Origin of the sequence: Paenibacillus sp. JZ16 (assembly GCF_015326965.1) — a bacterium.
Lineage (GTDB): Bacteria > Bacillota > Bacilli > Paenibacillales > Paenibacillaceae > Paenibacillus_AQ.
In genome coordinates, this window is record NZ_CP017659.1 from 2,636,086 (window position 1) to 2,660,080 (window position 23,995).

The 23,995-nt window shown below is 45.7% G+C and carries 20 protein-coding genes, 1 pseudogene and 5 riboswitches; of the genes and pseudogenes, 8 read left to right on the forward strand and 13 right to left on the reverse strand.

The genetic code is table 11. The features are described 5' to 3' along the window. Window positions 1-16 precede the first annotated feature (16 nt). The 10 genes and pseudogenes from BJP58_RS11855 to BJP58_RS11895 all read right to left on the reverse strand — a co-directional run bounded on the left by BJP58_RS11855 (window position 17) and on the right by BJP58_RS11895 (window position 10,228). On the reverse strand, window positions 17-1,267 hold the full coding sequence (locus BJP58_RS11855) for a beta-ketoacyl synthase N-terminal-like domain-containing protein (RefSeq protein ID WP_194544086.1): 1,251 nt from the start codon (window positions 1,265-1,267) through the stop codon (window positions 17-19). After that, window positions 1,257-2,477, reverse strand: a complete 1,221-nt coding sequence (locus BJP58_RS11860) for a beta-ketoacyl-[acyl-carrier-protein] synthase family protein (protein WP_194544087.1) — start codon at window positions 2,475-2,477, stop codon at window positions 1,257-1,259. Before BJP58_RS11860 ends, BJP58_RS11855 begins: the two co-directional genes overlap by 11 nt. Window positions 2,478-2,494: 17 nt before the next feature. Further along, window positions 2,495-2,740: an acyl carrier protein gene (locus BJP58_RS11865; protein ID WP_194544088.1), complete on the reverse strand. Its 246-nt coding sequence runs from the start codon at window positions 2,738-2,740 to the stop codon at window positions 2,495-2,497. A gap of 38 nt (window positions 2,741-2,778) precedes the next feature. After that, window positions 2,779-3,540, reverse strand: a complete 762-nt coding sequence (gene fabG, locus BJP58_RS11870; protein WP_233355050.1) for a 3-oxoacyl-ACP reductase FabG — start codon at window positions 3,538-3,540, stop codon at window positions 2,779-2,781. 2 nt (window positions 3,541-3,542) lie between these two features. After that, on the reverse strand, window positions 3,543-4,292 hold the full coding sequence (locus tag BJP58_RS11875; RefSeq protein WP_194544916.1) for an acetoacetate decarboxylase: 750 nt from the start codon (window positions 4,290-4,292) through the stop codon (window positions 3,543-3,545). A 228-nt stretch (window positions 4,293-4,520) separates the two neighbouring features. Next, window positions 4,521-5,252: pseudogene (locus tag BJP58_RS34120) on the reverse strand (class I SAM-dependent methyltransferase); the annotation flags it as partial. A gap of 203 nt (window positions 5,253-5,455) precedes the next feature. Further along, a riboswitch (cyclic di-GMP riboswitch) is annotated at window positions 5,456-5,544 on the reverse strand. A 128-nt stretch (window positions 5,545-5,672) separates the two neighbouring features. After that, window positions 5,673-6,401, reverse strand: coding sequence for a helix-turn-helix transcriptional regulator (locus BJP58_RS11880; RefSeq protein ID WP_194544089.1), 729 nt, complete (start codon window positions 6,399-6,401; stop codon window positions 5,673-5,675). 161 nt (window positions 6,402-6,562) lie between these two features. Continuing rightward, window positions 6,563-6,657, reverse strand: a riboswitch (cyclic di-GMP riboswitch). A 205-nt stretch (window positions 6,658-6,862) separates the two neighbouring features. Further along, window positions 6,863-6,957: riboswitch (cyclic di-GMP riboswitch) on the reverse strand. Between the two features lie 145 nt (window positions 6,958-7,102). Further along, the gene (locus tag BJP58_RS11885) at window positions 7,103-7,747 is read right to left on the reverse strand and encodes a YitT family protein (protein ID WP_074961973.1); all 645 of its coding nucleotides are present in this window, start codon (window positions 7,745-7,747) and stop codon (window positions 7,103-7,105) included. 191 nt (window positions 7,748-7,938) lie between these two features. Continuing rightward, window positions 7,939-8,805: a phosphosulfolactate synthase gene (locus BJP58_RS11890; protein ID WP_194544090.1), complete on the reverse strand. Its 867-nt coding sequence runs from the start codon at window positions 8,803-8,805 to the stop codon at window positions 7,939-7,941. Window positions 8,806-8,917: 112 nt separating this feature from the next. Further along, entirely contained in the window at window positions 8,918-10,228 is a 1,311-nt protein-coding gene (locus BJP58_RS11895) for an MFS transporter (protein ID WP_071223337.1), read from the reverse strand. A 197-nt stretch (window positions 10,229-10,425) separates the two neighbouring features. Between BJP58_RS11895 and BJP58_RS11900 the strand changes: the two genes are divergently transcribed. From BJP58_RS11900 to BJP58_RS11915, 4 genes are all read left to right on the forward strand, one after another. Beyond that, a complete protein-coding gene (locus BJP58_RS11900; protein ID WP_194544091.1) occupies window positions 10,426-11,133 on the forward strand; it encodes a 2-phosphosulfolactate phosphatase in 708 nt (235 codons plus the stop codon). A 137-nt stretch (window positions 11,134-11,270) separates the two neighbouring features. Further along, window positions 11,271-11,564 carry a YhjD family protein gene (locus tag BJP58_RS11905; protein ID WP_233355051.1) on the forward strand — a complete coding sequence of 98 codons (294 nt, stop codon included), beginning with the start codon at window positions 11,271-11,273 and terminating at the stop codon, window positions 11,562-11,564. 70 nt (window positions 11,565-11,634) lie between these two features. After that, a complete protein-coding gene (locus BJP58_RS11910; protein ID WP_374198187.1) occupies window positions 11,635-12,903 on the forward strand; it encodes a DNA polymerase IV in 1,269 nt (422 codons plus the stop codon). Continuing rightward, window positions 12,900-13,241, forward strand: a complete 342-nt coding sequence (locus BJP58_RS11915) for a YolD-like family protein (RefSeq protein WP_194544092.1) — start codon at window positions 12,900-12,902, stop codon at window positions 13,239-13,241. The genes BJP58_RS11910 and BJP58_RS11915 overlap by 4 nt, the downstream gene beginning before the upstream one ends. 114 nt (window positions 13,242-13,355) lie before the next feature. On the opposite strand, the gene BJP58_RS11920 is transcribed toward BJP58_RS11915, so the two are convergent. After that, the gene (locus BJP58_RS11920; RefSeq protein ID WP_194544093.1) at window positions 13,356-13,910 is read right to left on the reverse strand and encodes a TetR/AcrR family transcriptional regulator; all 555 of its coding nucleotides are present in this window, start codon (window positions 13,908-13,910) and stop codon (window positions 13,356-13,358) included. 143 nt (window positions 13,911-14,053) lie between these two features. On the opposite strand from BJP58_RS11920, the gene BJP58_RS11925 reads away from it, so the two are divergent. Beyond that, a complete protein-coding gene (locus BJP58_RS11925; RefSeq protein WP_194544094.1) occupies window positions 14,054-15,019 on the forward strand; it encodes an SDR family NAD(P)-dependent oxidoreductase in 966 nt (321 codons plus the stop codon). Window positions 15,020-15,138: 119 nt separating this feature from the next. Here BJP58_RS11925 and BJP58_RS11930 read toward each other — a convergent pair whose 3' ends face one another. Together BJP58_RS11930 and BJP58_RS11935 are read right to left on the reverse strand one after the other, a co-directional pair. Continuing rightward, entirely contained in the window at window positions 15,139-18,855 is a 3,717-nt protein-coding gene (locus BJP58_RS11930; RefSeq protein WP_194544095.1) for a collagen binding domain-containing protein, read from the reverse strand. Between the two features lie 209 nt (window positions 18,856-19,064). Further along, a complete protein-coding gene (locus BJP58_RS11935; RefSeq protein ID WP_194544096.1) occupies window positions 19,065-19,865 on the reverse strand; it encodes a transglutaminase-like domain-containing protein in 801 nt (266 codons plus the stop codon). A gap of 13 nt (window positions 19,866-19,878) precedes the next feature. Continuing rightward, window positions 19,879-19,967: riboswitch (cyclic di-GMP riboswitch) on the reverse strand. Window positions 19,968-20,024: 57 nt separating this feature from the next. Beyond that, a riboswitch (cyclic di-GMP riboswitch) is annotated at window positions 20,025-20,111 on the reverse strand. 270 nt (window positions 20,112-20,381) lie between these two features. Between BJP58_RS11935 and BJP58_RS11940 the strand changes: the two genes are divergently transcribed. The 3 genes from BJP58_RS11940 (at window position 20,382) to BJP58_RS11950 (ending at window position 23,863) form a co-directional block, all read left to right on the forward strand. Then, window positions 20,382-21,335 (forward strand): ABC transporter permease, encoded by a 954-nt coding sequence (locus BJP58_RS11940; RefSeq protein WP_194544097.1) that lies wholly within the window; start codon window positions 20,382-20,384, stop codon window positions 21,333-21,335. Between the two features lie 12 nt (window positions 21,336-21,347). Further along, window positions 21,348-22,277: a carbohydrate ABC transporter permease gene (locus BJP58_RS11945; protein ID WP_194544098.1), complete on the forward strand. Its 930-nt coding sequence runs from the start codon at window positions 21,348-21,350 to the stop codon at window positions 22,275-22,277. 89 nt (window positions 22,278-22,366) lie between these two features. Continuing rightward, window positions 22,367-23,863, forward strand: a complete 1,497-nt coding sequence (locus tag BJP58_RS11950) for an ABC transporter substrate-binding protein (protein ID WP_194544099.1) — start codon at window positions 22,367-22,369, stop codon at window positions 23,861-23,863. Window positions 23,864-23,995: the final 132 nt, after the last annotated feature.

A 23,995-nucleotide genomic window follows, 5' to 3' on the forward strand; every position in this document is an offset into this window, starting at 1 on the left:
GCCAACCTCCCTCTCATCAGACACTTTCAAGCATCAGACAACTCGTTATCCCTGACAAGTCTTGTGATGTAGTCACTATGTTTTGTTTTTTAGTATCCCTTATATCATTCGATGTTAAATAAATCGGAGTTTTTTCCAGATCACGATGATTAAGCTCTGAAAGAGCTATGCTTTTTGGTAAAATGCCCTTGTTAAGCGCCATCAAACCTGCTGCTGCCTGGAACACTCCAGATGCTCCGTATGTTTCGCCAATCGTCCCTTTAAGTGAACTAATGGGAATATCCGGATTCGCGGATCCAAATAAATTATGAATTGCGTTCATTTCCACCCTATCCTGCGGATAAAACCCACTGGCTCCTGAGATGATCCCACTTGTTTCACTGAAAACCCTATCCGCCTGCTCGAAGACTTGCCCGATCGCTCTTTCCATGGCATGAATGCGCGAATCTTCATCAACAGCGAAAGTGGTGGAATATGAAGCTATTTTTCCCAGTGGAGTTCCTCCACGCTCCAGGCAATGTGATAATTTTTCCAACAAAATAACCGAAGCACCTTCTCCCGGTATCCATCCCGTACTATCTGAAGAAAAGGGCTTGCCGGCTCTATCTGAATATTCTTTTGGCAGAACATTAGAATTTTGATAAATCCATAAAACTCTTTCGTTGATCTCTTCTACCCCGCCTACCAAAACCTGTTTAGCTTGTCCTTTATGGATGGATGAAACAGCGTAAGCTATTGCATCAAGTCCAGCACATTGTCCAGTAGCAATCGTAGTGTTGAATGCGCAGGCATTCATTCTAATAGCAAGTTGTGCAGCTGGAGCGTTGGCTATGGTATTTGGCGCCTGCATTGGGCTTACAGATTGGGGGCCCACAGTAATGGTTGTATAATCATAATCTGAAATGGCCTTGAGTCCGGAAAAGTTGCTTGCCACAACGACCCCCAAGTCCAAGGCCTCTGATTCCCATGCTGGATTGAGGTCACCCAATCCGGCATCTTGCCAGCATCGCACTGCAGCGCTCAACAGGTATTGTGTGCTGAGTGATAGATATTTTAACCCACGCTTGCCGATTAACTCTTCCGGGTTCCAATGGTCAACACAAATGGTTTCAATGACAGGCAGGTCTAGAAAGTCATTGCTTTTTGGACTTGTACTTTTTGAATCTGACTCCCCTATAAGACGCTCCCAAAATTGATTCTTATCCGTTCCAAACACGGATACAGATCCCACACCTGACACTACAACCGGATCATTATCATTCCACATTATCGATCTCTCCTAATATTATTGAACATATGTTGCCTCCAAAAGCAAAAGAGTTACTAAGAACGGTATGAACAGAACTGTCGATACTCTTATTTGGGATAACATTTGTAATACATTCCGGATCCGGGGTCGAATAATTCATGGTGGGAGGCAGCACTTGATGTTTTATAGACAAAGCGCTCGCTACTGCTTCAATTGCGCTGGCCGCCCCCATGGTATGACCCAGCATTGATTTTATGGAACTGGTTGGAATTTGATCTAATAATGATCCAAATACGGATTGCAATGCCTTGGATTCGGTTGAGTCATTGGCAGGTGTGCCTGTTCCATGAGCACTAATATAAGAGATTTGTTCTTTCTTGATTTTTGCATCCTTCAATGCGTTATTCATTGCAATTTGTGCGCCTAATCCTTCAGGATGTGGGGCAGTCGGATGGTGAGCATCACAAGAAAGACCATAACCAAGCAGTTCGGCATAAATCGGGGCGCCTCGTTTTAGGGCAGTTTCCAGATTTTCTAAAACTAACACTCCAGCCCCTTCGCTTACCATCATACCCTTGCGGTTTTTATCAAATGGTTGACAAATATCCGGCGCCATTGCCCCCAATCTGTGAAAAAGCGCAAAACAGCTTCGTGATAATCCATCCGAGCCACCAACAAAGACAATGTCCGCAGCGCCGCTTTGTATTAATTCACTGCCCTGCCCAATGGCATAATTTCCGGCAGCACATGCTGTAGGGATTGTAATAGATGGCCCTTCCGCCCCTAAATGCTTTGAGACACTGCCGGATATATATGAATCCGGGTATGCGAAGATCGACGGCGGTATAGTATTCGGGTTATTACTGATTCTAATATCGTGATCATCTTCAACGATGGATTGGTTTCCCATCGTAGTTCCTATGCACACACCAACTCTTGTTTTATCCGCAAATGACGTAATATTGGCATCATCTTTAGCCATTTGAGCTGCAGCAACTGCTAGCTGAGAAGTTCTGGCTAATTTACTTGCATGGGTATTGGCCAGGAATTGAACGGGATTAAAGTCCTTAATTTCTCCTCCGCGAGTAACCGTGAATTTATTTACATTGAAAGCTGTAATTTCTGATATTCCATTTTGTCCCTGACAAAGCTTGTCCCAAAAATCCCGAACTCCCGCACCTATAGGTGATATTACACCTAGCCCAGTTACTACAACTCTGTTAGCCATTATAAATCCCCCACAAATTATGATTTTGAATCTAATTTTTCACTAACCATCTTGATGACATCATTTAGGGTCTCCATCTCTTTGATATGCTTTGCCGGTATAACGACTTTGAGTTTCTTCTCTATTTCATACACAATTTCCAGGGCCACCATGGAATCGACACCCAGATCCTCTACAAAATTGTCATCATCTGCGAATTCATCGATTTCAATAACGTCTGCGACCAGCTTTGTCAATTCATCTCTCAGTTCTTTTGTTTCCATTTTTAATTCCCTCCAGGTATAAAATTCATTTAAAATACTTATGCATTCCAACCACCATCTACATTTAATACCGAACCTGTTATATATGAAGACTGTTCTGATAATAGAAAGCATATTGCATTTGCAACTTCTTCCGGATCTCCGAGCCTTCCCAGAGGAATAGATTTCTCTTTGGAAAGCCTCATTTTTTCACTTATGGATTGATACATATCTGTATTGATATAACCAGGTGCAACTGCATTAACCCTGATGTTAAATCTCGCTATTTCAAGTGCGAGTGACCGAACCAATGCGATTTGACCAGCCTTTGAAGCGGAATAGTTAGCTTGTCCAGGCACTCCAATCAAACCATTTACTGAACTAACACAAACGATTGAACCTGAACGTTGTCGAATAAACTTAAATGATGCTGCTTTTAAATAATTGAAAGTCCCCGTTAGATTAGTAGAAATCACTTCACTCCAGCTCTCTTCATCCATCATCACCAAATTACTGTCCCTAGTGATTCCAGCATTAACTACCAAACCATCCAGTTGAGAATTATCTTTACAGACCGTTTCTAGTACTTCGGAAGCGACTAAAGGATCGGTTGAATCCGCTTGAATACAGGTTATTTTCCCGATTCCTTTATCCACCACGTAATTACACAATTCCATTGCAGCAGCTTCATTTTCTTTATACGTAAAAGTAACATTAGCTCCCTGCTCGGCCAGTTTTATTACTGTTGCTCTTCCTATACCTCTCGAACCGCCTGTTACTAAAAAATTCTTTCCGGTTAAAATTCTAATCCCCCCATCCACTTTCAATGTTCCGCCAAATAGTCATAAATGACATCCGGCGCGGATAACCCCAAATCAGTAACAATATGCGAAGCTGATACAACCTCAAGCACGGGGAGATCTGCCAGTGGGGCCAACGCATGGGCAAACAATTGCAGCCGGGCTGGGGCCGTCCAGGCACCATGAATGGTCAGATTTTTGATCTGAGTACGCATCAGTTGGCATACCTTCTGAGTTCCATCATAGTTCGGCACAATTTTGAGCATAAATGTCGGTTGGCAAATCTCTTGGCGGGCCTGCTCCGGGTCGAGAGCCTGATGTTTATATCCCATCGTTGCGGTGGCTACACGTAAAGACCCGTAGTCCAGCGTACCGACTAATGTGTCCGAATCAATATACAGTTTTGGAGAGCCCAGTTTTTTCGGATATGCGCTGATCTCACGTCCGGCCGCGATCGCAGGAAGACTGTCCACATACATCGCGTGCTGGTATTCACCCTTCTCCCCATTAAAGCTCACCGGTATCAGCTGGCCAGATTCTGTATAGGCCCCCAAACCGGTAACATCCGGCATGTACATGAGCTCAAATTTGACTAAAGGCTCATCAATTTCAAGCGGCTCAGGGACTACACGTCTCAAGGCTTCCGTGTCGGTACGATATAGAATGTTCAGGTATTCCCGGTTACGAAAATGATAAGGTCCAACAGGATAAGCAGGAGCTCCCAATGGAGTCGACATTTGCTTGCGTACCTCATGCAGTTTCAATAGTTCCATCCCTTTCCTTTTGAAAGAATTCACTTCTCCCGCCTTCTCAATTTCCATAAAAACAACAACCTCGTATTTTTCCACAAAAATATCAATATGATGAATATCTTCTTCTGGTATAGCTTCGGTTAACTCTTGCATTTGCTCCTTGGTACGGTAAGTGATCCACCAATCCAACGCTGCCTCCATATAAGCAATAGAGGGGGTATCAGGAAGCCAATTGGCTATTAACAATCGACCTCCGGGATTGAGCAAATTAAATAATTCGTTAACTAATTTTTTGGCAACTCCGTTGGGCAGATAATCAAATACACCAACACTGTATATAAAATCAAATCCAGGAAGAGGCACTTCATTTTCAATGATGTCAACTATGGAGGCAGGAATCGTTTCGCCAAAGTCTTTTATGATTTCCGCTGCAACCGAAAGGGCCTCCTGATCTTGATCAATAGCAACAAATTTCCCAATGCGTTTATTCTTAACCGCGACACTTTCCAATACTTCTCTCAAATGGCCGCTAGGAAAAGAGAGAATATAAGGGTTCGCAACTCGTTCTGCTGTTTCGTCAATCTTGCTGGAAAATATACGTTTTCTTTCGCGAACAGCATCATTTGCATAACTTATACGATTAAGCTCGTAGTTGAGAAGCTCGGAAATTTCTGCTTGTCTGCCCTCGTAAGGTGGCGGTGCTGTTTTGTCGAAGTCATAGATGGAATCCATCATTACGGGATCACCAGCATAACCGCGCGGTTTGTCAAATGCTCGACGAGAAAACGGTTCTTGTAAGAAAAAATAGCTTACTGCATGTTGACGATATTGGGCAATAAACTGCTTCCAATCTTTTTTTGAAGAATGTCTGCGTATGCTGTCTAATCCATGATAAAGGGCATTAAATGCTTCAGAGAAAAGACCTTGATTAATCTTCGTCTCAACATCATCAAGTAAATGTTTTTTGTTAGTTTTGTCCATACTCTAGATTTTCCTCCCAAGAAGACATCCCTACAGGCATAAATATGTAGAATAGGTTGCTGACGATATTTGGTGAGATAGTTTGCCTCTAATCTTCTGAAGACTACAATTAGACATTTTTATATTTTTTCACCACCTTTAGCAATATCACTCAAAACACAAAAACCCCCCGCCATGATTAAATAGACTGGGGTCCCGTCGTATTCGGCAACTGGCTGGCATAGTGTTTATATCCACCTTAGCCCCCGTAGCTTTACGTCGCCACCTTTCGATGGGTTTGCTATTGTCGTACGAAGTATGAAATTGTCAAAATGTTCATTAATCCTTCAACGACAACTTACTTTAAAGTATAAAATTCGACTTAAACAAAAAAAATACCCAAAATTGGGTAGTTTATACTTATGTATTTTAATTTAAATTTTAAGTAAATTTCCTAAGGAATGCTCCTTTATGATTAACGCTCGTCTTTGCGTATATCTTTTTAATAAAAGTACGGACCGTGCTTTGACTAATCCCATAAATGCCCGCAATTTCAGGTACGTTTTTATTTTCCAGCCATCCATAAGCTATCTCTTTCTCACGATTTGTTAATTCATATTGGTCAAAGTGAGAATAAGTCAGCTCTTTTTGTAGAATGGGGTCCTTTTGAGGCAGTTTTTCTTCAATATTTTTAGCCAGGTGTTCAATGAGTGGTATGGCAAATGTAACCTCGTGTAAATAATGAAAACTCAGGCCAAGGTAGCCTATAATCACATTTTTTATTCGAATTGGCGTACATACACATGACAGCTCGGCAAACAATTGGTTGGTGTGCCGGGTACCAATTACGACAGAAACCGATTGATTTTCCATCGATAAAGAAATGGCATTGACCCCTGCGGTTTTCATCGCAAATGATGTGCCTTTTTTTATATTATTTCTTTCAAAATATCCTTTTAACAAATCCGTGCCGCAATAATCGATAACGGCACCATCCGTATCTGTTATAACAAATAAATAAGGTATGGACAGCAAATCGTTCATATTCCTGGTTTCCTCTTGCAGCAAATATAAAATTTCTTTCCGTTCAATCAACCTTCCTTTTATTTCAGACATACTGAGGATATTAGGAAAATGATCGTTTGCTTCCAGCAGTGTTCTACGGCCCATTATTTTCCCTTCTTCCTTTTAAGAATAAGTGATTAATAATGAAATCGATCTTCTAGTCATCTCCGCTTCTGAATTCGGTAGCTTATAAGCGAAAATAAACAATAAAAAACCACCATCCATTAAGATAACCATAGCAAAATAGGACGGAGGCTTCCGTCGTATTCGGCAACTGGCTGGCATCGCGGTCTTAGGCAGATCCGCATTAGCCCCTATAGCTTTGCGTCGCCACTTTTCAGTGGGTTTGCTATTATCGTACGAAACGATTCGATTGTGTGCCGAAAATTATATCTACGATTCACCTGCCTTTCAATATATTTAAAGTCCCTTTTCAGGTAGATAAGACTGTTAAGACTAGTACAGGTCCCCCTTTCATAAAATTTAATAAACAACACAAATAGCCTCCATCAGCTTAAAGACATAGGTGGAAAAACTAGTAAGAAGAGACGGAGGCTTCCGTCGTATTCGGCAGCTGGCTGGCATCACGGTCTTAAGTAGATCCACATTAGCCCCTGTAGCTTTGCGTCGCCGCTTTTCAGCGGGTTTGCTATTGTCGTACGAAGAGTATGAATTTGTCGAATATCCAAACATGTTATGACTTATTCAAACTATAACTTACATTGTTTTTCATTTAATATAGGTCGTACGACCCAAATTTCCATATTTTTGTTAGATTTGTCAATCACTCTTACACGTATACAGAATCACTTTTTGCGCCAAGCGGGTTGATAGACCGATTTCGGGGGAGGGAACTGGTGAATCCAGTTAATGATCCGGGTCGATATCCACTGGCATACAACTGCAAGGATAATAATTTTCCAATCGATCACATAGGCAGCGAAAGCGAATATGATTCCATTCATCCAGAACAATGAGGTGCCCGGGTTGATTCTTTTATACTTATAAATGGCTAAGGCAACATAACCGATTCCCCCATTCGATACCCTCTGCTTTATGAGGATGGCGACACCTGTTCCGAGAATAACCGAGCCGAATAGAAGATCGATCCATACGTTGCCGAACGGGGGTTCTAGGAACACCTCGAAGAAATTAACGGAAACGGACGTCACTGTTATAACAAATATGGTCCCGAAGGCACTGACTCCATCAAGATAAGGGACTGTAAAGGCAAGGAAAATAAAATTGGCCAGCCACAGTCCGAGACTCATCGGGATCTCAAACGCATGGTTCAGAAGCACCGCGATCCCTGCTCCTCCTCCCGAAGGAATGGCGTGAGGAAACAAGAACATGGCCATGGCAAAACCTTGAATGATGGAGCCGGCGGTAATGTAGAAAAGTTTCTTGGAAGCATGACGATAGAAAAAGGGGCTCTTCCGCCCGGGTAGGATCTGTAAGTTCACACGGAATCATCCTTCATCGATTAGAGTAACAAGCTAGTCCTGCTTTTTTAAGTGTATGCTTGTTCCCTGGAGGGGATACCGGGATAGATCTTTTTAACGAAAATATGTATAGGCTGACTCTGGAGATATCCATAGGCAGCCCTCTAGTATTTAACATTCTCTTGTGGTTTGGTCTATGTTTAAATTACGTAACAAAATCCATCGGTTTGTTTCTCTCTCACCCCGAGTTCAAACGTATCTTGCCGAAGACCCCGGCGCATCGTTTCAAGGGAAAGCACTTCGGTGGGTTGGATATTTCCCAAATGTACATGAGATCCAAATTTGCGGAGAAGCATCGCTTGCTGCTGCTTAAGAGGTGCCTCCCAAATCAGCTTTCTTGCATCCGACACGTTGTCGATGATATTATTTATCATTTCTTCCTGGCACTCGCCATGCTTATCGTAAATACCGATGCCTAGTCCAGACTCGCGCGCTTCAACAATGATAAACTCCGCGCCTACGTCTAAATCCGCTTCCATCGTATACGCGAGCATTTCGGCGTCGATGTGGGAACCGGATTGTTTTTTACCATACTCCGTAAAAACCCGAAGTCCGCGTTGTTTACCTTCCCGAATGAGTTCCGTTCGTTTTTTTCGCGACATCTCAATCGTGCCGTCAGATACTTCTATCGCGTTAAATCCAAGACGGCAAACGGTATTAAAAAATGCGGGGACGACATCTTGCTGCACGGCTGTCTCAAGCAAGGTCCCGCCGGGCATGACCGTGATTCCATGTTGTTTGGCTAGATTGATTTTGTATAGCAGCATTTCCGTTTTATACAGCGGAGCCGTCCCAAAACCGAATTTGACACAATCGATGTAATCCGAGGCTGTTTCAATCACATCTGAGAACATGTTTCTACCCAGGCCTTTATCAATAACCATCGTCATCCCGCGTTCCATGACCCCGTAGGTGTCGTGGTCTTTTTTGCCGTGTTCGGGATTTTCGCGCAGCCCGCTCGGATCACATATCTCCATGGGCCAAACTGTTCGCAGAGAACTGTTCATTCTAGGATCTCCTCAATTCTTTTTGATTTAGTCGTTTAATCCAATGACATTGGCATAATATGCTCATACCCATTGACAGGTGCCCATCTTTTGTCATAGGGATTCGTCACGGTCATCCGATCTGCCGAGGCGGTTTAATCAAAAAGAACACCAAACCTAGAGTAACCAAAGATAGTGAAGACACGGTTATAAAAACAACCTGATCCGATTTATCCATCATCCACCCGAACAAGGGCGGCCCTGCTGCAACTCCCAAAAATCGCAAGCTATTATAAAGGGATGTAATCATCCCTCGCTCACTTTTCTCAACTGCACCGGTGATCATCGTATTCAGGCAAGGAAGAAGCATTCCGGTTCCGATACAGCTGACTGTCAGCAGCCCGATAAACACATAAATGTTCTTAAAAAAGAAAAGTGTAGCTGCCAGAGACAGGGTCATGGCAATCAGCCCGATATTCATCAGCCAACGAATCAACAGGCCATTCTTCTTGATCAAGCTTCCCGTCGTATAGGAAGTGATAACCATCCCAAGTAATGGAATGGCCAAAATCAAGCCCTTCACGACCCCGTCAATGTTATAAGGCTTGTCTTCAAGAATGTTGGATAGATAAAACAGTATGCCAAACAAAATGAATAGCCCCAGCGAACCGGCAAAAAAAGCAGTGATGAGCCAGCGGCCTTTTTCTTTAAAGATGTCCCCGATTTTTCCAAGGTACTTCCTTAGTTCTTGCTTTGAATGTTGTTTTGATTCTTTGATCATAAAAATGACGGCCAACAACGATAGTGCACAGAACACGGGAAATGCAAAGAAGGAAGCATACCATACGATCAGCATAAGCAGGGAGCCGATGATCGGGCTGAGTACCTTGCCGGCGCCATTGGAGGCTTCGATTAGTCCCAGTGCCTTGCTCTCTGTCCCGCCATCGTATAAATCGCCGACGAGCGCCATGGCAATCGGTGCTGTTCCGGCGGCCGCTAGCCCCTGAATCGCCCTCGCGGTAATAATCACCCCAAAAGAGTTCCAAATAGCACCGAATCCTGCCAGAATACCGGCACCTCCATATATGATCAGGGCGGGTATAATAATAACTTTGCGTCCAAATCGATCGGACAAATAACCAATAATCGGAATAAATAAGCCAGCTGCCAAGGAGAAAATCGTGATGATCAAGCTGCTTTGGAATTTACTGATACCCAGTTCCCTTTGCATTTCAGGAAGCCCCGGAACTAGCATGGAATTGCCAAAAACGAGCACGATCGGGATCGTTGCCAGTGCGATAAATTCCCACACTTGACCCTTTGAACCGGTAGAAGTTTTTGATTTTCCGGTGGATTCGCTGTCTTGTGTCTCCTCGGAGTCGGTCTGCAGGTCGATATCGCTATGAAAGCTGATATTCAGTTTTCGCTTTTTGGTCTTCTCCATGGTATCGCTCCTCGGACTTGAAGTTCGTGTAGAACAGAACATTTTCTTTATTTCCATGCTTCCTAATTATCACCACATCCGGATTTAATATTCCATCGCTGCTGCTGAATCCATTAGAGGATTTGAGCACTCCTTGGTTTTGGGCAAATATACTGTTACTAAAATAGCCCATTATGCCGGGGAAAAGGGGATACGACATGCCGATACAGATTATTCAAGGACACCATCACACCTTGGACGCATCACACATCAATATTGTAATTGATGTTATAAGGGCTTTTACCGTAGCGCACTATGCCTTTATCCATGGGGTTCAGGGTATCATTCTGGCAGGAACTCTGGACGATGCCTTGCGTCTAAAGAAAATCTATCCTGACTTTTTATTGGCGGGAGAGATACAGGGTCTGCCGATTCCGGGGTTTGAGCTGGATAATTCGCCTGCGCGTTTACATGGCTTCGATCTTCGGGAGAAATTTCTGATCCAAAAGACTACCAATGGAGTTACAGCCACCCTAAACGCATTGAGCACCGAGCATCTATTCGTTACCGGGTTCACAAATGCAAGAACAACCGCAGAGTTTATAAAGAGGAACTTATTAAAAGACGATGACATGACGATTAATGTAATTGCTTCGCATCCGTCAGGGGATGATGATCTGGCCTGCGCACAATATATATCGGAAATTCTCCAAGACACTAATCGTATATCTGCCGAACAAACCATTGAGCGAATTCGAAAGTCAGAAGCGGCCGGGAAGTTTTACGATATTGAAAGACCGGAATTTTTACAGGAGGATATTTCGTTTTGCATCCAAGAGATCCCTTCCGATTTTGTAATGAAAGTGAATCTGAACAAAAACCATCCGTTGATTGAAAGGCTCCAGGTGGGGGTCTTTAATCACTGATTATGCCAGGTACCGCTTGTGAGTTTCTGATTCCTCTTCATAAGGGTATAATTTACATTGATAAAAGAACGAATGTTCGCATATAATACAAACAAACGTTCCCGTCGATGAGGTGGTTAATGATGTTGAGTATTGGGTTGAAACCAGATGAAACCCAACTGGTGAAGGATTATATTTTATTACCCCTTTTACTTGATGTGTTAGAGCATGACCGTTCGATCCTATGTAGAGCAGATTTAAAGACCCCGGAGCTAACGAATGCGATGATCGACCATTTGCAGGCAGCTGCATTATCCGATTTAGCTCTGGCTCGCAGGAAAATGCGTGAATACGCCATTAAGGTTTACGAGGATCGAAAAACAAAGCTTGGCATTGAGGTTGAATTCATCTGCAGGGGTATCATCACAAGCTGTCTATACTGTGGGGGCTAATTGAGGCAGAGATCGAGCAGAGATCGTACACCTACCTGGGGCTGAAAATCGCAGATAAGGGGAGTTCGCTGTGAAATCATCTAACCGAGTGATCATGTTAGGGGATTGCCAGTCCTTTTATGCATCTGTTGAGAAAGCAGACCATCCCGAGTATAAAAACCGCCCTTTGGTCGTTGCAGGGGATCCGGAAAGACGTTCAGGCATCGTGTTGGCTGCTTGTCCGCTCGCTAAAGCAAAAGGAATAACGACGGCAGAGCGATTAGGAGAGGCACTATCCAAGTGTCCCGACCTTGTCGTCATCAAACCCAGGATGCAGAAGTATATTGACGTCTCGATGCAAATCACGGAGATATACAAGAGTTATACCGATTTAGTTGAGCCTTACAGTATCGACGAGCAATTTTTAGACGTTACCGGTTCGCTGCATCTGTTCGGCACACCGGATGAGTTAGCCAGAACCATTCAGCGTCATGTCATGGATGCCACGGGTGTGTACGCTCGCTTCGGCATCGGCGAAACCAAAATCCTGGCTAAAACCGCCTGTGATAACTACGCCAAGAAAAATCCGTCCGGCATCTACACGTTGTCCAAGGACTCGCTTCCGGATACCCTCTGGAAACTGCCCGTCAGCTGCATGTTTATGGCCGGCAGCAAGATGACCCGCCACTTTAACGTCATGGGGCTGCCCACGATCGGCAGCGTGGCTCAGACGCCTCTTGCTAAATTGAAGCAGATGATGCGCCGTAAATTCGGTAAAAATTCCGATATTTCAGCCGAGATGTACTGGCGAATTGCCAACGGAATCGATGATAGCCCGGTAAGGCCAGGCACGCACCAGGTTGACCCTAAATCGGTTGGACACATGATGACCCTCCCTCGCGATTATACCAAGCTGGAAGAAATCAAGGTCGTACTGCTGGAGCTGACGGAGTTGGTTTGCCAGCGATGCCGCGGTCTTGGTTTTATGGGGCATGTGGTGTCGGTCGGTTGTATGGGGGCAGACTTTGACCGCCCTACGGGATTTAGCCGACAAATGAAGATGGAGGATCCATCGAATATTACGAATCAGGTTTACCGCTGGGCATGCCGGCTGCTTGAAACGTATTGGGACGGCCTGCCGATTCGGCGGGTCGGTATTAGCTTGTCACAGTTTTCCCCGGACACGGAATACCAATTGTCATTGTTTGATACCGGACGGGAGCGGTCGATGGCACTTGAACGGGTGACCGATGCCCTGAAAAATAAATACGGGAATTCGATTGTGATCCGAGCCGTATCCAAAACGGACGCAGGCCAAGCGCTGGATCGATCAGCCAAGATAGGAGGACACTATAAATGACAACACGAAAAAAGCTTGAGGGCAATGGGCTGTGGGAATCCAGTCGGATGATGCTGCCGGAACACAAAGAAACCATCATTCGCAGGCAACTGGAAGAAGGCCGGAAAGGCCGGCCGACGCTGGATCCGCAAGAAATGGAATTAATCGAGGGGGCCATCGCCGAGTCATTTCATGAACACCGTATGATTACCGTAAGGCTATTCGATGAATATGAGGACACGGAATTGACAGGAATTGTCGTGCTGATCCATACGTTTAGACGGGAGATCAAACTATCCATGGCCGAAGAGGAATCGCGTTGGATTAAAATTGACGAGATCATTTCAGCAGGATCATGATGTATAAAGCTAAACCCAGCGTGAGATGAACGCACATTAAATACCTCTGATCTCGATCAGAGGTATTTTGGTATCTATGTTACTGCATATTGGTTTAATGCGATGCTTGCTCTCCTAAATAAAAATCAGATCGAGAAAAGAATCGAGAAGATGGGTTGGATGATCCAGTCCCTTTTCCGGTTCCGTATGCTGGGCTGAATTCAATTCAACCAAGCCATGAATGAACGCATACATGATGGCGGTTGATTCGGTTGGGGGTTTCCGAATGTTCTCTGCCTTTTCTAAACACGTTTCTACAAGCTTAAATATCTCAAAAGCAGAATGATAAAGATCAGGATACAACTCCTTATCCCATTGCTTTCGGAACATCAAGCGGTAATGCTCCTGATGGTTGATACCAAATTCAAAATACGTACACAAAATAGCATATATAAGTTTTCGCGAATCGTTTGTGCTTTCCATTGTTTTTCGAATCGTGCTGGTCAGCATCTCAAAATTTTCAACCGCAACAGCCGCCAGCAAGTCTTCCTTATTTTTGAAATGTCTGTACATGGCACTGCGGGACAAGTTCATTTCTTTACCAAGCTCGCGCATGCTGACAGCATCAATGCCTTGTCGATCAATCATTTGTCTGGTGATATGAATCAGCTTTTGTTTGGTATCGTTCATAATATCCTCTTAAGATATGGATTGTAATTTCATGTCTTAAATTTTACACCAACACTGTTGACAGTGTCAACTTTGCAGGTATATAATCACCGTATGTTGACACTGTCAACGTATGAAATACCAAAATAGGAGCGTGGTTAGGAATGAGTCCACAGAAACAAACGGTGATCGTAACAGGCGGGAACTCTGGTTTAGGATATGAATGCGCTAAGATATTAGCTAGGCATGACAAAAGTTATCATGTGGTGATCGCCTGCCGCGACGCTGCTAAAGCCAATCAAGCAGTAGATGCGTTAATTCAAGAAACCAATAATAAAAACATAACCTTTTTGGAGCTCGATCTTTCATCTATGGCATCCATAAGAGGTTTTATAAGCAAGTTTACACAAATGGATTACCCGCCTTTATATGCACTTGTATGCAATGCAGGCGTACAGTTTATCGATAAAACGCATTATACGAAAGATGGGTTTGAAGCTACCTTTGGCGTAAATCATCTTGGACATTTCCTCCTGGCTAATATGCTGCTTGGACAAATAACGCAGTCCGGCAGAATCGTGTTAGTCAGCAGCGGAACCCATGATCCATTGAAAAAGACAGGAATGCCTGCACCTGATTTTGTAGATCCCCAATTATTAGCCTATCCTGACCAGGCGAGCTCGAGCGAAGCTATATCTCTCATTGGCAGACGGCGCTACACGACTTCAAAGTTATGTAATTTATATTTCACCTACGAGTTGGCCAATCGAATAAAGCAGCAAACCCAAAAGAATATTACCGTAAATGCTTTCGATCCGGGAATGATGCCAGGCACGGGCCTTGCTCAAAGCTATACGCCGATTATGAGATTTGTTTGGAACTATCTTATGCCTGTTTTAACGCTATTTTACCCTAACGTGAATACGGTGCGTCAGTCCGGGAAAGCATTGGCTGCTCTAGTAACCGATAGCAAGTTTAACCAAACGACAGGGAAATATTTTGAAGGTACCAAACAAATAAAATCATCCGAACTTTCTTATAACAATGAAAATAGGAAACAGTTATGGGAGGTTAGTGTAGCGTTGACCAGTTTGAATCAAACGGAGACAATTTTAGAAACAGGGATATAACTCGCCCCATGATCTGATCTCCGAACAAGCCTAATGGACGGGATTGAATCCCCAACATGGAAAACGGCTCCCCTTGCCCAGATCATTGGACAAGAAGAGCCGAAGTATAGCGTGAGACGTTATGGTTTCATTTTTATCCGTTTGCGACCTAACCATACACCGAAAGCGATCAACCCGAGGCCAGCCAAATAGAATGGATAAGGGCTCGCTTCACCGGTTTTTGGAAGCATCGGAACCGTCGTTTGCGGTGTCGAGGTCTTCTCTGATGGAGCTGGTGCTTCCGGCTTCTGAGGCTCAGGCTCGACGCCTCCTCGCGGAATATCCTCTTCGCTAATATCAACGGTTGGTGTTTCCGGCTCTGTCGGAGGCGTTTGAGGCGTTTGCGGCGTTGTTGGTTCGCCTCTTGGAACATCCTCGTCTGGCACCTCTACTTCACCGGTCGGATTGCCCGGATCGGTTGGGTTCCCCGGGTTACCCGGATCCGTTGGATTGCCCGGATCGGTTGGGTTCCCTGGGTTACCAGGATCCGTTGGATTGCCCGGATCGGTCGGGTTCCCTGGGTTACCCGGATCCGTTGGATTGCCCGGATCGGTCGGGTTCCCTGGGTTACCCGGATCCGTCGGATTGCCCGGGTCTGTTGGGTTCCCTGGGTTACCCGGGTCTGTCGGGTCTGTCGGATCCGTAGGCTCGTCAGGTGTAACCGGCTCTTCCTTGCGGTTCGTTACGATCATTTTCTTCACATTGCCTTGATCCTTGATGCTGGAATCAATCGTTACGTCCCACGTCGTTTGCTCGATTTTATATCCTTCTGGAGCGGCCAGCTCCTCCAAAATATACTCGTCGTAGAGCAGCTTCGTAAAGAGGATCTTGCCTTCCTCATCGGTGGTTTTTACGATCGGTGTTCGTTTGCCTGCCTTGTCGTAAAGCGCAAACTTTGCTCCCGCCAGCGGCTTCGTCTGATCATCCTGATCCACCTTCGTTACTTCCAGGCTGCCCGTTACGCCGCCTCCCGAACCTGAGCCGGAGGAAGTACGGACAATAACCTCTTCCGTCGTTTCCCGAATCTCCGTCTTCAGCTGATCTCCTTCAAGAGCCACCTTATTTTGAACAGCCTCTTTATCTTCAGCGATAGCGAACGACTGATATTCCAAAATATAAGCCGTTGAGATATCACCCGTGAACTTTAATTCGAAGGTCTCTTGATCTCCCTCAAGCCTATTAATGTTTAAGGTGTAATCCTTCCCTTTTGTCAGCTCTTGAGCTTTTTCCGCTTTTCCATTTGCGTCGATCTTGGTTGTATACAAGTTGAAGGAATCCTCGATCAAGATTTGGTTCGCACTTGGATAGTCGATTATTTTAGCGTTGGAAATATGCGACTGACCTTCATTGATTCGAATCACCCAGTCGATTTTGTTTCCATTTTGGGCGCCGCTTTTCTTCACATATTCGCCGCCGTGTGGAATCGTTACGCTGGCGTTCCAGGTCGCTTTTTTAGCGCTGCCATCCAGCAGTACGGCGGTATTGTCGATTTTGTTGACAATCAATGTGTCTTCCAGCGATGTTTTGAATTCAATCCAGTATGCTGATGAGATCGGGCTGGTAAACCGAACGGACAACTGGTTTCCGTTAGCTTCTGATGGTTCAGTCACTGCATATTGTTCAGCTGGAACTAGCGAGCCCTTCTGAGCGCCATTCCGTCCCCCGGTCAACTCCATCTCGTATACCTTGACCGAATTCGGCACAAGCTTCTGCTGGTGCTTCAGGGCATCGGTTACGATCGCTTCGTTAAGCGAATCGAGATTATAATTCATCTTGATATTCCACGTCACTTCTTTGTCGACAGGATTGTAGCTGCCGTCTTTACCGCCGTTATTTTTCGTATAATCGTCAGCGGAGAAGCTTGCATCCCGCTCAATCGGCCCTCTGCTCTTGCCTTCTTCAACCCATGTCATCGAGGCTCTGTTCAAAAAGTCCCGTTTGCGATCCTTCAGCCAGCCGATGTTAAACTTCGTTTCATATTCAATCGTATAAGTGGCGTCAATCTTGGAGAATTCGATGACAAACCCGTTGCGTACATCATCGATCACGATTTTATAATCGCCCTCTGGAACGACTTTCCCGTCCGCTTTTACAGTCACTGAATCCGGAACGAATTCGAGTCCGCCTTGCGGGAACGTATCCGTGATGACTACCTTCTCCATGCTGTATTTGGTGCCGTCCGGCTTTTTATCGCCATTGACCGTGATCTTCCACTTTGCCTTTTTGTTGGCGAAATCGATGTTAGTATTTCCTTTCACCAGAGCACGGCTTCCATAACCCGGAGCCACTACTTCCTTGAATGCATCACCCGATACAACTCTGTTCTTGACCTCCTGACCTTCGGAGCTCAAGCGGTCAACCGGCATCGTCTGATAAACGATCGTATAAGGCGAATCGATATCCTGCTTGAATTGAAGCTCGAATCCGTTCGTGCCTTTCGCTACAGCGTTATAATCCTCTTCTGAAACCAGGTCTTTGGCATTCGTCGAATTCCCGTTATACACCTTCAGCGAATCGGCATCCCAGGTATGATTCTCACTAAATTCATCCGTAATTACGGCTTGAGCGCTCGGAATCTTCTTCTCGTTGAAATTGTATTTCACCGTCCAAGTAATGACTCCGGTATCCTTATCCTGGCGATACGACTTATTCAAGAATTGGCCGCGATCTACCGTTACGGTCGCCGTCGATTGGGCATTTTCCATCCCTTCGCCTGACAGGACAGCGGTATTCTCAAACCGTGACTGTTGACCGATAAGCTTCGTCGAAAAGCGAATTTCGTAGGCTTTGCTGATCATCTCATCCTGGAATGCAAGCTCCAGTTTGCCGCCGCCGCCCGTTTGGACGGTGTACTTGCCAGCGTCCAGCTTATCACCAAGAAGCGCTGAGCCGTCACCGTTAACCTGCAGGTTATAAACCTCTACGGAATCCGCGATGAGTTCCAAGCCTTCAGGCATTTCATCTGTGAGAACCGCGTGCTTGATTTTATCCAATGATTTGTTGATCTGGACCGTCCAATCGATCTGATCTTTGCCGATCGCTTTCCCTTGCTTCTCGATCAGCTTTCCGCCTTGCGGCTTTAGGTTCACAATGATGGTCTGAACCCCGCCCTTTATCGGAAATGCAATAATGATTTCAGTGCTTCCTTTAAGAACTTCCTTCTTAAACTCTGTGCGAATTTCCAGCTTGCCGCTGATGTTGGAATGATTCTCCACGTAATCGTTGAAGGTCATCACAACTTTCCCGTTCCGATCAACCGTAAATCGGCCAACTTCGCCTTGACCGGCAAGGAGCGGTGCGTCAATGTCCGTAAAAATCTCAAACTGCGTCGGCAGCTCGAAAGTGAATATATCCCCATTCTTGTAGCCATGTCCGTTCGGAAGCTCCCATTCGTAGCTGAGATTAACGGCTGCACCGATGTCCAGGCTGCTGTCCGGATTATACACCGCATCAACCACGGTACCGTTCACATCGGTTAATACGACTTTGGTTAGTATTCCTTCCATGTCGACTGCTGGTGCTGGCGTGTTATATACGTCATCCGTGACTGTCTTTGGCTCGCTAACTTCTAATTCCTGCACGCCAGTCTCTGATTCCTGCACAGTAGCGGCTGATGGCTGCTCGCTCCCCGCCGCATTCGCCGTCCAAGCAAATGTGCCCAATAGGGTTTGAAACAGAAGCAGCAGCGCCACAACAATTCCACTTACTTTTTTCTTCATAATCTCTCCCTCAATCTTATCATTACCCTCGTAATATTCGGTTCCGATCTTACTTTTTCGTGCGCTGATTCGTCCCATGCTTCTATCAAAATGCATGCCAATAATGGACTTCACGAGCCATCATCTTCAAGACCTGTTACGGGCGCACGATTCATTGGTGTCTGTATTTTCCTTCAGAACCCAGCGGGCTTCCTGCATTATATCGGCCAAAACTATACAATTTCTATACAAGCGAAATAAGCCTTGGACATAATCGTCCAAAGCTTAGTTTTATTGCTACGCATTAATTAGTAGTATTTGGATGCTGAATAGCTGGAGGCATCTTTAATCATTTTGTATCCGGCTCCTTTGCTTTTCCAGCTTGCATCGACGGTTGTGTCAATGGTTACCCACTGCCCGTTCAAATATACTTCATTCCAGGCGTGGTAGACATCGACGTATTCCGAGGTTCCCATGACAAGCTTTGCCGGAATATCGAGGCTTCGGAGCATGGAAGCGAACAGGGAGGCGTAATCGTAGCACATTCCCTTTTGTCCAGCGATCGTGCGGTTGCTATCGGGAAGGTAATCCGTCAGCTTGCTGGATGCCAGAGCGTTGTCGTACCGAACCGTCCCGACGATATATTCGTAGACAGCCTGTACTTTTTCCTTGTCGGAGTGAGCAGTGCGGGTTAGCTTTTTCGCAAGCTGAGCAGCCTTGCCCTCTTCGCTCCAATCGACATTTTGTACAGAGTTCAAAAACACTTGGCTGCTGTTCGTCAGTTGAAGTTTAACTGCCGCTTCCTGTACGATCTTGTATTTGCTGCCGCTGACTTGTTCCAGCACGGAAATCTTGTAGTTCCCGTTGCCCATCTGCAGTGGAAAAACTTCCTGCTGCTTGGCCCTCGAAAGCCCATATGTATATTGATCCTGACCTTTTCCGATCATGAGCTTCGTTTTGGTGCCTGCTTTCACGTCATATCGAATGACGATTGCTCCACGATCCAGTTCCTCCAAGCCCAGCCAATCTTCAGATGGTGCAGCTTGTACAACCGGAGCCCATATCAGTAACGCAAAAAGTCCAATTATCGCGAACATTGCGTTGCGCATGCTGTAACTCCCCTTCGGTGGCCAGGCTGCCATTTGACATTTCGTCAAGAAGGCCCTGTAGCTTTGCGTCCTAGTCTTTCGACAAGTTTGCCATTATCGTATTAGAGTTTCACAGGATTCAGTGGATGTTTGTCCAAAAAAACAAAAAAAGCGTCTTCGTTCGGTAGCTGGCTGTCATTGACGTTTCGTCAAGAAGACCCTGTAGCTTTGCGTCCTTGCCTTTCGACAAGTTTGCCGTTATCGTGAGTAGCTTTTGTGAATACATCATATCAAATATATCCATTTCTATCAATAAAAAAATTAAAATTTGGAATATTGTCTTAGGTCCCACAGAGCGTCTAACCTTGAACGTTTGGCTCTTGTTAATTAACGAACAATAGAGCAATAAATCTTTCGAATCTAACGTTTGTTGACTATAGTATCAAGTTTGTTATCTGGAAGCATCGAATCTTCCTCTTATACAATAAAACTAACAAGTGCACGACAAGCGAGATAACACCGTAAGGAGTGACAGACATGAGCTCACAAGCCGAACCCAAAAAACGAAAGCGCTTACGAATACGCTGGCACAAGCAGGATACGGAGCTAACCCTCTTGGCGCTGCCGACCACGATTTGGTACATCCTGTTTAGTTTCTTGCCGATGTTCGGGATCATTATCGCCTTTAAAAATTTCAGGATTAGCGGCGGATTTTTGAGCAATGTGTTTAACAGTCCTTGGATCGGCCTCAAAAACTTCGAGTTCCTATTCAAGTCGAATGACGCCTGGATCATCATTCGAAACACGATCGGATACAACATTGTGTTTATTGTGCTGGGGATCGTTCTGCCCGTCCTATTCGCGATCATGATCGGCCTCCTCCACAGCCGCAAAGCCAGCAAAGTCTATCAGACGATGATGTTCCTCCCCTATTTCCTATCCTGGGTGGTCGTATCTGCGGTAGGCTGGGCATTCTTAAGCTTCGACAAAGGAATTGTCAATCAAATGCTCGTCAGTATGGGCAGCGATCCTATTAACTGGTATATGGAGCCGCAATATTGGCCATTCTTCTTGATTCTCTTAAATGTCTGGAAGGGCCTGGGCTATGGTATGGTCATTTATTTGGCAACCATCACAAGCATCGACAGCACCTATTATGAAGCAGCTGTTATTGATGGCGCTTCGATTTGGCAGCAGACGAGATTCATAACATTGCCCATGCTCAAGCTGGTGATCGTCATGATGTTCATCCTGGCCGTAGGGCGCATATTTTACACCGATTTCGGTTTGTTCTATCAGGTCACGCGAGACTCCAATTCACTGTTCAACGTGGCGACCACCATCGATGTCATGGTGTATAAACAACTGAAAACCGCCACCGTAGGGATGGCATCCGCAGCCGCATTTGTACAGTCTGTTCTGGGATGCGCTACGATTCTGGTCGCTAACTGGATTGTTCGTCGAATCGATCCCGATAGCGCGATGATGTAAGGAGGCAAGACGATGACACCAAAAACCAATTACGAGACGGGCCTTGAGAAGTTTAACCGTACAAACAAAGCCGTCAACCTGTTCTTCAACCTGGTATTTATTATGCTGGCCCTGCTCTGCGTCATACCTGTAATCGTTGTTCTGTCCATCTCCTTCTCCAGTGAGGAGTCCATCCGTGAGACCGGATATCATCTGCTGCCGGTTGCTTTGTCAGCCGAGGCTTACGTTTACATCATCAAGCAGGGAACGATGATTCTGCGGGCCCTCGGTGTATCCGCCCTCGTTACCGTGGTCGGTACCGTGCTCGGCGTATTGCTGACCGCTTCCATGGGTTACGTTCTCTCTCGCCCCAACTACAAGCTAAGGGGTTTTCTCACCTGGGTGGTATTCATCCCGATGGTATTCAACGGCGGCTTGGTATCCAGCTACTTCATTAACACGAATTTACTGGGACTGAAAGACAGCATTTGGGCGCTTATTCTCCCGCTCGCCGTTTCATCGTTCAACGTCATCATATGTAAAACCTTTTTTAAAAGCACGATTCCCGACGGGCTGATCGAATCAGCCGAAATCGACGGCGCGAGCCAGCTGCGAATTTTCTTCTCGATCATTATGCCGATCTCGCTGCCCGTCATCGCCACCATCGGATTGTTTCTCTGCTTTGCTTACTGGAACGACTGGTTTCAATCGATGCTGTATATCGACAACCAGAACCTGTATTCCCTGCAAGCGCTGCTCAACAGCTTAATGAGCAATGTCGATGCACTCGCCAAGAATGCAGCGAGTATGGGCGTTAGCTACGCCATGCTCGTCGCAACGATGCCGAAGGAATCCGCCCGCATGGCGGTCGCCATTCTCATCGTGCTGCCTGTAGCATTCGCCTACCCTTTCTTCCAGAAGTATTTTATTTCCGGATTGACGGTCGGCGCCGTGAAGGGCTAATGACGAAATAAACCAAGACAAGCTTGGTTTATGATAAATATCCGCTATACAACACTCAGTTAATTTAACTTCAAAAAGGGGGAAATGAAATGAAAAGAGCATTAAAGTTCATCTCTACGCTGTGCGTGCTGACGCTAATGTTGACCGCTTTGGCAGCCTGCGGCGGCTCGAAGCCTGCTTCCACAACAGACGGATCCCAAGCGACGCCGGACACATCCAAAGACTCCGAAACGACAAGCAAGGATATTCCGACGTTAACCTGGTGGACCATCGGCGGCCAAGTGCCGAACAATTTCAGCAAAGCGGTGGATGCCATGAATGCCTATACGGCCGAGAAGATTGGCGTGAAGGTCGACATCAAGGTAGCCAGCTGGGGCGAATGGGACACCAAAATGAACACCATCGTGAATACCGGCGAGCCCTTCGACATCATGTTCACGAACAGCGGTAAATACAGCAAGCAAGTGACAATGGGCGCGTTTGCCGATATTACGGATCTGGTTCAGAGCGAAACGCCGGACTTGTACAAATTGATTCCCGAAAAGGTATGGGAAGGCACCAAGATCGGCGGCAAATATTATTCCGTTCCGACGTACAAGGATTCCGCGCTGACGCAGTACTGGGTATTCGATGACAAGTATGTGCAAAAGTACAATATCGACATCAACAATATCAAAACATTGCAGGATCTGGATAAGCCGCTTCGTGACATGAAGGCCGGCGAAGGCAAAAGCTTCTATCCGCTGCCAATGACGCAAGGCGAAGGCTTGAACGGCTTCTTTAACGACTATGACGATTTAACGCTGGGCTTCCCTCCCATCGGCGTAAAAGCGGACGATGCAGCACGCACGGTGGTCTCTGTTCTCGAGCAGCCGGATGTCATGGCCAATCTGAAGCTCCTGCACCAGTGGTATCAGGATGGCATCATCAACCCGGATGCTCCGACAAAGACGGAGAACGACAAAGGCAGACCGTTCTTTGCAGCCCAGGCATTCCCGGGAGCCGAGGTCAGCTGGCAAATCAATGACGCCATTGAAAAATATAATATGGTTCAGCATTATGGACCGATCTATACCACCAGTACGATCCAAGGCTCGCTAAACGCGATTTCAGCGAATTCCAAGTATAAGAAGGAAGCATTGAAATACCTTGAATTAGTGAATACCGATCCTAAACTTCGCAATATGCTGGCATTCGGCGAGTTAGGCGTCGACTACAACAACGTCGATGGCGAAAAGGTGATTGAGCGTACATCCGATACTTGGCCGCTGGCTGCCTACACGCAAGGCACATTCTTCAATTTGGCGGTGACCAAGGGCGCCCCTGAAGATCAGTGGGAGCAGGTTAAAAAGCTGAACGATGCAGCGACCTCTTCCACCGTCCTGGGCTTTGCGCTGGACATCACCGATCTTCAGACCGAAGTAGCGAACTGCCAAGCCGTATGGGATAAATACAAATATGAGCTGATCACGGGCGCATCCGATCCGGAAACCATGGTGCCGAAGATTACGGCTGAATTAAAGTCAGCCGGCATGGACACGATTATGCAAGCTGCCCAAGAGCAAATCAACAATTACTTCAAGTAAGATTACAGATTACAATCAGGCGCATCCCTTAATGAGGCTCTCTTAAGGGATGCTTTTTCCATACGATCTATGAAGCTTTGCGTAAATCGTGTTAAATTGAGATATAGCAACATCTGTTTCAACGACCTGCTG

What these genes read in the sequence shown, in the direction of transcription:
- BJP58_RS11920 (WP_194544093.1), bottom strand. Translation starts at nt 13,910, where the DNA reads ATGAACGATACCAAACAAAAGCTGATTCATATCACCAGACAAATGATT.
- BJP58_RS11925 (WP_194544094.1), top strand. Translation starts at nt 14,054, where the DNA reads ATGAGTCCACAGAAACAAACGGTGATCGTAACAGGCGGGAACTCTGGT.
- BJP58_RS11930 (WP_194544095.1), bottom strand. Translation starts at nt 18,855, where the DNA reads ATGGGACGAATCAGCGCACGAAAAAGTAAGATCGGAACCGAATATTAC.
- BJP58_RS11900 (WP_194544091.1), top strand. Translation starts at nt 10,426, where the DNA reads ATGCCGATACAGATTATTCAAGGACACCATCACACCTTGGACGCATCA.
- BJP58_RS11940 (WP_194544097.1), top strand. Translation starts at nt 20,382, where the DNA reads ATGAGCTCACAAGCCGAACCCAAAAAACGAAAGCGCTTACGAATACGC.
- BJP58_RS11880 (WP_194544089.1), bottom strand. Translation starts at nt 6,401, where the DNA reads ATGGGCCGTAGAACACTGCTGGAAGCAAACGATCATTTTCCTAATATC.
- BJP58_RS11890 (WP_194544090.1), bottom strand. Translation starts at nt 8,805, where the DNA reads ATGAACAGTTCTCTGCGAACAGTTTGGCCCATGGAGATATGTGATCCG.
- BJP58_RS11950 (WP_194544099.1), top strand. Translation starts at nt 22,367, where the DNA reads ATGAAAAGAGCATTAAAGTTCATCTCTACGCTGTGCGTGCTGACGCTA.
- BJP58_RS11915 (WP_194544092.1), top strand. Translation starts at nt 12,900, where the DNA reads ATGACAACACGAAAAAAGCTTGAGGGCAATGGGCTGTGGGAATCCAGT.
- BJP58_RS11860 (WP_194544087.1), bottom strand. Translation starts at nt 2,477, where the DNA reads ATGGCTAACAGAGTTGTAGTAACTGGGCTAGGTGTAATATCACCTATA.
- BJP58_RS11865 (WP_194544088.1), bottom strand. Translation starts at nt 2,740, where the DNA reads ATGGAAACAAAAGAACTGAGAGATGAATTGACAAAGCTGGTCGCAGAC.
- BJP58_RS11855 (WP_194544086.1), bottom strand. Translation starts at nt 1,267, where the DNA reads ATGTGGAATGATAATGATCCGGTTGTAGTGTCAGGTGTGGGATCTGTA.
- BJP58_RS11895 (WP_071223337.1), bottom strand. Translation starts at nt 10,228, where the DNA reads ATGGAGAAGACCAAAAAGCGAAAACTGAATATCAGCTTTCATAGCGAT.
- BJP58_RS11945 (WP_194544098.1), top strand. Translation starts at nt 21,348, where the DNA reads ATGACACCAAAAACCAATTACGAGACGGGCCTTGAGAAGTTTAACCGT.
- BJP58_RS11875 (WP_194544916.1), bottom strand. Translation starts at nt 4,292, where the DNA reads ATGGAACTATTGAAACTGCATGAGGTACGCAAGCAAATGTCGACTCCA.
- BJP58_RS11935 (WP_194544096.1), bottom strand. Translation starts at nt 19,865, where the DNA reads ATGCGCAACGCAATGTTCGCGATAATTGGACTTTTTGCGTTACTGATA.